This window comes from uncultured Amaricoccus sp. (assembly GCF_937858865.1).
GTDB lineage: Bacteria > Pseudomonadota > Alphaproteobacteria > Rhodobacterales > Rhodobacteraceae > Amaricoccus.
The window spans coordinates 1-9,087 of sequence record NZ_CALLYO010000437.1; the positions used below are offsets into that span (position 1 = coordinate 1).

Genomic DNA, 9,087 nt, shown 5'->3' on the forward strand with positions numbered 1-9,087 from the left:
GCGGTCAGCACCACGCTCGGCGGCGCGATCTTCCAGATCCTGCTGCTCGACCTCGTCTTTTCGGTCGATTCGATCATCACCGCGGTCGGCATGACCGACCACCTGGCGATCATGTACATCGCCGTCATCGTCGCGATCACGGTGATGCTGGTGGCGGCGACGCCCCTCGCCGACTTCATCGAGCGCAACCCGACGATCGTGATGCTGGCGCTCGGCTTCCTGCTGATGATCGGCATGACGCTGATCGCCGACGGGATGGGGTTCCACGTGCCCAAGGGCTACATCTACGCGGCGATGGGTTTCTCGGCGCTGGTCGAGGGGCTGAACATGCTGGCGCGGCGGCGAAACGGGCGCGCCGCCGAGCCGGCCGGGCCGGATGCCGGCGCGGCCGGGCACTGAAGACCCTCTCCGACAGACTGCTGACAGCTTGCGGGCGCATGCTCGCGGCCAAGCCAAAACGCAAGGGATGAATCGATGCAACTGAACGGCCTGCTTCACGGGGCGCGCCTGCTCTCCCACGTGGACTTTCCGACCCCGGAGGTGCTGGGACCGGACGCGAGCGAGGATGCGATCCAGAATCTGATCGACCGGCACGGGCTCGTCTTCATCAAGCCGGTGTTCCGCGGGGGCGTCGGCAAGAAGGGCAAGGCGGGCCTGGTCGGCAAGGCGCGGACGCTGAAGGAGGCGCTGGCCGAGAAGGAGCGGCTCTACTTCTGCGAGCACCGGCACGGCAACGCCTACGCCAAGGCGAACGGGGTGACCTTCGAGGCCGGCGTGCCGGCGGAAGAGGAGGTCTATTTCTCGATCACCGACGACACCCGCTTCCGGGCGCCGACGATGACGCTGACGCATCGGGGCGGGATGGACATCGAGGAGCTGCCGAAGTCGGACGTCGCCACGGTGCCGTTCGAGGCGCTGACGGGCCTCAAGGCCTTCGTGGTGGCGAACGCGCTTTCCGACATCGGGGCGCCGAAGGAGATCATCTCGCCCCTGGTGCAGCACCTGCCGAAGCTCTGGGAGCTGGTGCACCACTACGGGATGACGACGCTGGAGCTGAACCCGATCCGCATGCGGCCGGGGTCGGGGGGGCGGCTGACACCGGTGGCCTGCGACTTCAAGTGCGGGTTCGACCGGGACGATCCGCGGGTGGGGCGGCTCGGGCTGCCGAGCCAGCTCTTCGCCTCGGACGTCTCGGCCTTCGAGCAGGAGGTGAACCAGCTCCGCACGCACCAGGGGCAGTCGGACGTCTTCGTCATCAACGAGAAGGGGACGATCCTGGCGCCGACCTTCGGGGGCGGGGCGAACTCGCTCGTCACCGAGGTGCTGGGGGAGGCGGCGATCATCTCGTCGGACTTCGGCGGGAACCCGCCCTACGAGAAGATGAAGGCGGTGGCGTCGATCTGCTACCGGCACTTCCTGAAGCAGACCAACGTGCTGTTCATCATCGGGGGGAAGTCGAACAACACCGACATCCTCGAGACCTTCCGGGGGATGGGCGACGCGCTCAGGGAGCATTTCGCGGCGAACGGGCCGACGCCGCTCTACGTGGTGGTCGGGCGCGGGGGGCCGAACCTGGTCAGGGGGATGGGGAACCTGGCGGAGACGCTGGAGAGCCTCGGGCTGCCGTATCGCTTCTTCGGCTTCGACAGCGCGATCTCGGAGGTGGTCAACTACGCCAAGCGGGTCGACGAGTGGATGCGCAAGGGCGGGCGCGAGGAGATCGCGGCCACGCTCGGGCTGAAGGCAGCGGCGGCCTGAGCGCGCGGGGTCGCACGCGTGCGACTCCGGCCAACCATCTGATTCAACGGGAAACATTTCGCGCCGTTAACCCGGAGGTAACGCGCGCACACGGGAGAGACGCATGTTCCATCAAGGCATCCAGGGGATCCCCTACTATCTCGGCGTCCGCTCGCTCGGCGAGATCGCCACGCGCGAGGACCGGGTCTGCGTGCTGAACGTCATGGGCGGCGAGAGCCGGCAGGTCACGCCGACGAGCCACGCCTTCTCCGGCGGCAACGTGGTCTTCGGCACCTCGCCGGGGCGCGCCGGGCAGGTGCTGAGGACGCCGGCCGGCGACATCCCGGTCTTCAACAACGTGCGCGAGGGGCTGGCCGCCGGGCACGCCTTCAACACCGGGGTCGTCTACCTGCCGCCCTCGGGGGTGCGCGACGGGGTGGCGGAGCTGATCCGGGTGAACCCGGGGCTCAGGAAGATCGTCATCATCACCGAGAAGATCGCCGTGCACGACGCGCGCGAGATCCGGGCGATGGCGCAGGGGAACGGCATCGACATCATCGGCGGCAACTGCCTCGGGGTGGCGGATTCGTGGAACCGGGTCAGGATCGGCGGCGCGCTCGGCGGCGATCATCCCGAGGAGTCGCTGCTGAAGGGGTCGGTGGCGATCTTCTCCAACTCGGGCGGCTTCACCACGACGATCGCGCAGTATCTCGGGACGGCGGGCTGGGGGACGACGACGCTCGTGTCGAGCGGCAAGGATCTCTACATCCACTATGCCTGCCCGGACTTCGCGCGGGCCTTCGCGGCCGACGACCGGTCCAAGGCGGCGGTGCTCTATGCCGAGCCGGGCGGCTACTACGAGCAGGGGATCGAGTGGACCAAGCCCGTCGTCGCCTGCGTGGTCGGGCGGTGGAAGTCGAAGCTGACCCGGGCAGTGGGGCACGCCGGGGCGATGGCGGGTTCGGGCGACAAGGCCGAGGACAAGGAACGCTGGTTCATGCAGGCCTTCGGGGTGGAGGGGATCTTCACGCCGGAGAACCCGGTCGTCTCGGCGAAGGGGGCGGTGGTGACCAATATCGCCGACATCCCGGCGGCGCTGACGGCGGTGATGCGGCTCAACGGGATGGCGCCGGACTTCGCGCCGCGCGGGGACCTGGCGCTGAAGCCCTGGGTCGCCAACGACCAGGGGCTGCGGCTGCCGGGGGAGGTCGGGCTGCCGGTGGTGACGGCGCCCGAGCCCTACGGCGGGCAGATCGCGGCGCTCGGGCGGCAGGTCGGCGCGGTGGTGGCGCGGCAGAACATGAAGGACAAGTCCGGCGCCTCGGTGATGGACCCGAAGACGCAGGTGACGAGCGTGCACGGGCACGAGGTGCTCGACCTGGCGCTCCTGCCGCTCGAGGCCTGCTTCGCGCTGCCCTTGGTGCACGAGATCGCCAGCGAGAACGACCGGGTCATGCTCGACGTCGCGGTGGCGGCGGAGGTGAACCTCGTCGGCGACCCGATCCTCGTCGCGGCGGATGCCGCGCGCGACGCGGGGAACGCGCCGAACGCGGTGATGGCGACGGCGGCGGCGATCGTCGGGCCGAAGCGCGTGGAGCGGGTGCTCGCCTGCACGCGGGCGCTGATCGACGCCTTCGCCCATTCGGGCCTCCGGCGCGCCCGCGACGAGGCCTTCGATACCTCGGGCGTCGTCATGGACGCGGCGACGCGCGCGCTCTTCCTGGCGACGCCGGAGGAGGCGGGGGACCCGCGGCCGGAGGCGATGCTCGCCGCCATCGAGGCGCGGGGCGGCCGCTCGGCGTTCCTGAAGTACCTGAAGGGTCTCGACGGGCGGCTGTCGCGCGACGCGATCCTCGCCGCCACCGCGACGACGATCGCCTGGGGGCCGCTGATGCGCAAGCGGATCAGCCGGCTGACGGCGGAGACGCTGCCCTGGTACCTCAGGCTCTACGGGGTGATGGTCGGGGCGACGATCCCCGGCGCGCACCACCAGTCGGGCTCGCTCTGGGGCATCGGCCGGGAGGAGCGGTTCGGGCGCTGGACGATGGCCGACCTCTGCTTCCTGGCGATGACCGGGAAGAAGCCGACGCCGGAGGAGGCGCTGCCCCTGCAGATCCTCATCGGGCTGCTGATCTCGAACGGGCCGGGGTCGATCTCGGCGCAAGGGGCGAAGGGGGCGGTGTCGGCGGACGGGCCGCAGACGCCGGGGCGGGTGCAGATCAACAAGGCGATGGTCGGCTTCCTGACCCACACCGGCTACAGCCACGGCGGCAACGGCTTCGAGGGGATGGCCTTCCTGCTCGAGCAGTTCAAGGGGACCGGGCTGACGGACCCGTCGGACCCGGGGCACGGGCTCGACCTGAAGGCGATGGCGACCGAGTTCGCCCGCGGCTACCGGCGGGAGAAGAAGGCCTCGAAGGAGGTGGGGGCGGAGCTGCGGGCGCTGCCCGGGGTGCATCACCCGATCTTCAAGGGGAAGCCGGTCAACCACGACCCGCGCGAGCGGTTCGTCGCCGAGTACATGGCGAAGGCCGGGCGCTACAACGTCTTCCACGCCTTCTATCGCGAACTGGTGCAGGCGCTCTACGAGCAGGGGGCCTCGCCTTACGTCTTCTGCGTCAACGTGGATGCGGTGATCGCGGCGCTGCTGCTGGCGCTGCTCTGGCCGGACTACCAGGCCGGGCGGCTCTCCGAGCGCGATCTCGAGACGGCGGCCTTCACCGTCTTCCTCTACGGGCGGATGATCGGGTCGGCGGCGGAGATCGACGACCATCTGAACCGGGGGCGGAACATGGACACGCGGACCCCGGCGTCGCAGTGCGGCTTCGTGGTCTGAGGTCGGGTCGGGCGGCCGGCGCCGGGGGCCGGCGTCAGCCGCCCGGCTGCGCCTCGGCCTCGTCGCCGTGGAAGTGGCCCTCGGCCTTCAGGGCGTCGGCGACCTCCTTCGGCATGTACTGCTCGTCGTGCTTGGCGAGGATCTCGGTCGCGACGAAGGTGCCGCCCTCCATCCGGCCGGTGGCGATCACCCCCTGGCCCTCGCGGAAGAGGTCGGGGGGGATGCCGGCGAAGACGACCGGCAGGCTCGTCCCGCCGTCGGTCACCGCGAAGCGGATCTCGCCGCCGGCGCGCTCGACCGTCCCGACCTCGACGAGGCCGCCGAGGCGGAAGCGCTCGCCGGCGCGCGGCGGATGCTCGGAGAGCTGGCTCGGGCTGCGGAAGAACTCGATGCCGTCGCGCATGGCGTAGCCGACGAGCGCCGTCGCCGCCAGCAGCAGCAGCGCGGCGGTCGCCACCAGCTGGATGCGCCGCCGCTTCCTCAGTCCCGTCGTCAGTCCCGTCGCCATGCCGTCACCGCTCCGCGAGGCCGATCTGGTTCAGTGCCGCATTGACCTCCGCCCCGAAGATAATGGTCAGGCCGGTCAGATAGAAGAACATGAGCGTGATGATGACGCCGGCGAGCGTGCCGTAGGTGACGGTATAGGTCGGCGTGAAGCTCAGGTAGGTCGAGAAGCCCCAGGCCGCCGCCACCCAGAGGACGGTGGTGACGATGACCCCGGGCCAGAGCCGCGAGGTCTTGATGTGCCGCCCCGGCAGCACCCGGTGCATCACCAGCAGGAAGCCGATGAAGACCAGCACGCCGAAGAGGCTGGTGATGTAGGTGGCGAAGGCCGGGATCGGCACGTGCAGCAGATGCTCGGCGACGCGCAGGATGAGCGGCATGAAGAGGATGGTGACCCCGAGCAGCGCCGCCACCGCCGCCCCGAGGAAGACGAGCGCGATGGCGAGCGCGCGGTTGTGGAAGAAGCCGCGCGGGTCGGGCACGGCATAGGCGCGGTCGAAGGCGATGCGGAAGGCCTCGACGGCGCTCGAGGCGACCCAGATGGCGAAGACGGCCGAGAGGGTCAGCACCTCGCCGCTCTGCTTGTTCAGCACCTCCTCGACCACCGGCGCCAGCGTCTGCGCCACATGCGCCGGGGCGATCTCGAACAGCGACTCGATGATGACGTCCGACCGGTCGGGGCCGACCATGATGCCGGTCAGCGTCGCGGCGAAGATCAGGAAGGGGAAGAGCGAGAGGAGGCCGGAGAAGGCGATGAAGCCCGACATCGACCAGCCGTCGTTGCGGTTGAACCGGTCGTAGGCCACCCAGAGGACGCGCGCGACGCGCTTGGTGCGCTTCACGGAAAGAGCGGGGCCGCCAGCAGGCCCATGGTCTCGGGCAGGCCGAGCATGAGGTTCGCGTTCTGCAGCGCCTGCCCGGAGGAGCCCTTGGTCAGATTGTCGAGGGCGGAGAAGACCATCACCCGCCCCGGCCGCCGGTCGGGGATGACGCCGAGGTGCACGAGGTTCGAGCCGCGCACGTGCCGCGTCGCCGGCGCCTCGCCGAAGGGCAGCACCACCATGAAGGGCTCGTTCGCATAGGCTTCGGCGAGGGCGCGGTGGATCGCCTCGCCCTCGCCGCGGACGTAGATCGTGGCGAGGATGCCGCGGTTCTGCGGCAGCAGGTGCGGCACGAAGGTCACCTCGACCTTGCGGCCGGCGGCCTTGGCGAACTCCTGGTCGAACTCGGCGAGGTGGCGGTGCCTGGCCACGTTGTAGGCGGCATAGCCCTCGGACACCTCCGAATGCAGCATCCCCTCCTTCGGCGAGCGCCCGGCGCCGGAGACGCCGGTGGCGAGGTCGATGATGATGTCGTCGGTCTCGATCACGCCCGCCCGGAGCAGCGGCAGCAGGCCGTACATCCCGGTCGCCGCGTTGCAGCCGGTGCCGGCCACCAGCCGCGCCGCGCGGATCTCGTCGCGATAGAATTCGGTCAGCCCGTAGACCGCCTCCGCCTGCAGGTCGAGCGCGAGGTGCGGGTGGCCGTACCAATGTTCGTAGACCGCCGGGTCGCGCAGGCGGAAGTCGGCCGAGAGATCGACGATCTTCAGGTCGCGCGGCAGCTTCGCCACCACCTCCTGGGTGGTCGCGTGCGGCAGGGCGCAGAAGGCGAGGTCGATGCCGGCCCAGTCCACCGCCGCGATGGTCCCGAGCCGCGGCAGCTCGAGGTGGCGCAGGTGCGGGAAGACCTCGCCCATCGTCTGCCCGGCCTTGCGGTCGGCGGTCATGGCGGCGATGCGCAGGCGCGGGTGGGTGGCGATCAGCCGCACCAGCTCGGCGCCGGTGTAGCCGCTCGCGCCGAGGATCGCGATGTCGTGGATCCCGCTCATGCCCTGCCCTCGCCCCGACCACCGGGCGCCCGGTTTACGGCAAAGGGCCAAGGTGATCAATGCGCCCCGCTAGGGGCGTGTACTCATAGGGCATAGAGTGAGCGCCGGTCCTTGGCGGCTATCTGGGCCTTGTTCGATCGAAGCGGGCCTCCGGCCCGTGAGCAGGCGGCCCGACAGGGAAACGCATGCGTTTCCCGGGCCGTTCGCAGGAGCGCGCGAGCGCGGAGGCGAAGGGGGGTCGGGCCTGGACCGGCGGCTCGTATCCGGGCGCGGCCGCCCCGGCGGGCGCGTGGCAACGCGTCCGCCCCCGCAGGGGCGGCGCTGGTCGACTGGCGGCCGGACAGACGCTCGTGGGTCCTGCCCCGCTAGTCCGCCGTCCGGGCGCCCGTTCAGGCGCCCGTTCAGGTGGGGGCGAAGGGCAGCGCCGCGCCGGTGAAGACCGCCGCGCGCGCGCCGACGGCCGCCGGGTCGCCGGTGGTGAGGTAGCGCAGCGCGCCGCTGCCGCCGGCGAAGCGCGGATGCCGGCGCAGGTAGTCGGCGAGGCTCTGGGCCACCAGCGCCGGCTGCGAGACGAGTGCCGTCCCGGCCGGCAGCGCGGCGCGGAAGGCCGCCTCGACCAGCGGATAGTGGGTGCAGCCGAGCACGGCCGACTGCGGCTCGGGCAGCCGGGCGAGCAGCGCCGCCACGTGCTCGCGGGCCACCTCGGCAGCCCGGTCGAGCTCGCCCGCCTCGATCGCCTCGACGAGCCCGGTGCAGGCCTGCGGCACCACCGCGACGTCGCGGGCGCGGAAGCGGAGCTCGCGCGGGAAGGCGCCGCTCCTCACCGTCGCCGGCGTGGCGAAGAGCGCCACGTCGCTGAGGCCGGTATGGGTCGGCGGGGCGTTGTCGCCCCAGTCGCGCCGCGTCAGATGCTCGATCACCGGCACGAAGACCCCGAGCACGCGGTGGGTGGCCGGGTTCAGCCAGTTCACCTGCAGGTCGTGCAGCGCCACCGCCGAGGCGGTGTTGCAGGCGAGGACGACGAGGCCGCACCCCTCGGCGAAGAGCCGCTCGACGCCGGCGATGGTCAGCCCGTAGATCTCGTCGGGCGACTTCCAGCCGTAGGGCGCGTTGCCGTTGTCGCCGAGATAGACGAAATCCTGCTCCGGCAGCGCCCGCGTCAGGGCGCCGAGGATGGTCAGCCCGCCCAGCCCGCTGTCGAAGACCCCGATCGGCATGGCTTGAGGCGGCTCGTCTTCCCGGAGAATGCACGCGACCCTGGCAGCCCCTACGGGAGTCGAACCCGTCTTTCCAGATTGAGAATCTGGCGTCCTAACCGATAGACGAAGGGGCCGGCTGCACTGAGTCGCCCGCCCTTATAATGGCAGGCCCTACGTGGGCGCAAGAAGCGGGCCGGATCAGCCGCTTGGCATGCCCGACCCGCGTGGCGGCCCCTTTGGACGCATTGGGAAAAACCGCGTGGGGAAGACACCGCGACGCCCCTATACGCGCGCCTTCTTCAGGATGTCGTTTATCCGGCTCTGCCAGCCGGGTCCGGTCGCCCTGAACTTCTCCAGCACGTCCGGATCGAGGCGGATGGTGGTGGAGACCTTCGTCACCGCCGCCTTCGGGCGGCCGCGCTTGACCTCGGCCCTGGCGAACCGCTCCTGCCAGTAGGGCGTGCTCAGGTCGGGCGCGTCATCCTCGAAGACGTCCTTCGGGTCATCCGAGGCGGGGGCCGAAGAGCTTCTGTTCCCGTTCATTGGCTTTCCTCAGGCTGACGATGCGGCGCACCGCGCCGCGCGGGGTCCAGACGAGAACGACCATGCGGCCCGACATGAAGCCGACCGTGATCTTCCGGGGCTCGTCATAGTCCTGACGGTCGTCGTCGGACGTGACGGTCGTCCCGGCGAACACCTCGTCGGCATCGGCCATGTCGAGCCCGCGGGCCTCCAAGGTGGCGGCGCGCTTAGCGGGATCGAACTCGATCCTCATGGTTTGATGTAGTAACGATAATCCTGCCGGTCAAGAGTTTTCGTCACTACGGAAAATGGTGCGTCGGAGAAGCAGGGGGGAAAGCCGATGATGAGGGCTGCTTCGCGGCGGGGATGGTACGCCCTACGGGAGTCGAACCCGTCTTGCCAGATTGAAAATCTGGAGT

At 70.2% G+C, this 9,087-nt stretch carries 9 protein-coding genes and 1 tRNA gene; 3 read left to right on the top strand and 7 right to left on the bottom strand.

Going from position 1 to position 9,087, the window contains the following annotated elements; translation table 11 throughout:
• From Q0112_RS12935 to Q0112_RS12945, 3 genes are all read left to right on the top strand, one after another.
• The coding region (locus Q0112_RS12935; RefSeq protein ID WP_297975933.1) for a TerC family protein at positions 1 to 399 on the top strand (399 nt) is incomplete at its 5' end.
• 75 nt (positions 400 to 474) lie between these two features.
• A complete protein-coding gene (locus Q0112_RS12940; RefSeq protein ID WP_297975934.1) occupies positions 475 to 1,758 on the top strand; it encodes an ATP citrate lyase citrate-binding domain-containing protein in 1,284 nt (427 codons plus the stop codon).
• 103 nt (positions 1,759 to 1,861) lie between these two features.
• Positions 1,862 to 4,573, top strand: coding sequence for a hypothetical protein (locus Q0112_RS12945; protein WP_297975936.1), 2,712 nt, complete (start codon positions 1,862 to 1,864; stop codon positions 4,571 to 4,573).
• A gap of 34 nt (positions 4,574 to 4,607) precedes the next feature.
• Here Q0112_RS12945 and ccmE read toward each other — a convergent pair whose 3' ends face one another.
• The 7 genes from ccmE to Q0112_RS12980 form a co-directional block, all read right to left on the bottom strand.
• The gene (gene ccmE, locus Q0112_RS12950; protein WP_297975938.1) at positions 4,608 to 5,081 is read right to left on the bottom strand and encodes a cytochrome c maturation protein CcmE; all 474 of its coding nucleotides are present in this window, start codon (positions 5,079 to 5,081) and stop codon (positions 4,608 to 4,610) included.
• Between the two features lie 4 nt (positions 5,082 to 5,085).
• Entirely contained in the window at positions 5,086 to 5,919 is an 834-nt protein-coding gene (locus Q0112_RS12955; RefSeq protein ID WP_297975940.1) for a YihY/virulence factor BrkB family protein, read from the bottom strand.
• The gene (gene argC, locus Q0112_RS12960; protein WP_297975941.1) at positions 5,916 to 6,947 is read right to left on the bottom strand and encodes an N-acetyl-gamma-glutamyl-phosphate reductase; all 1,032 of its coding nucleotides are present in this window, start codon (positions 6,945 to 6,947) and stop codon (positions 5,916 to 5,918) included. Before argC ends, Q0112_RS12955 begins: the two co-directional genes overlap by 4 nt.
• Positions 6,948 to 7,348: 401 nt before the next feature.
• Positions 7,349 to 8,164: a glutamate racemase gene (locus Q0112_RS12965; RefSeq protein ID WP_297975942.1), complete on the bottom strand. Its 816-nt coding sequence runs from the start codon at positions 8,162 to 8,164 to the stop codon at positions 7,349 to 7,351.
• Positions 8,165 to 8,205: 41 nt separating this feature from the next.
• A tRNA-Glu gene (locus Q0112_RS12970) sits at positions 8,206 to 8,280 on the bottom strand.
• A gap of 148 nt (positions 8,281 to 8,428) precedes the next feature.
• Positions 8,429 to 8,689 (bottom strand): BrnA antitoxin family protein, encoded by a 261-nt coding sequence (locus Q0112_RS12975; RefSeq protein ID WP_297975944.1) that lies wholly within the window; start codon positions 8,687 to 8,689, stop codon positions 8,429 to 8,431.
• Positions 8,649 to 8,921, bottom strand: coding sequence for a BrnT family toxin (locus Q0112_RS12980; RefSeq protein WP_297975946.1), 273 nt, complete (start codon positions 8,919 to 8,921; stop codon positions 8,649 to 8,651). Before Q0112_RS12980 ends, Q0112_RS12975 begins: the two co-directional genes overlap by 41 nt.
• Between the last annotated feature and the right edge of the window lie 166 nt (positions 8,922 to 9,087).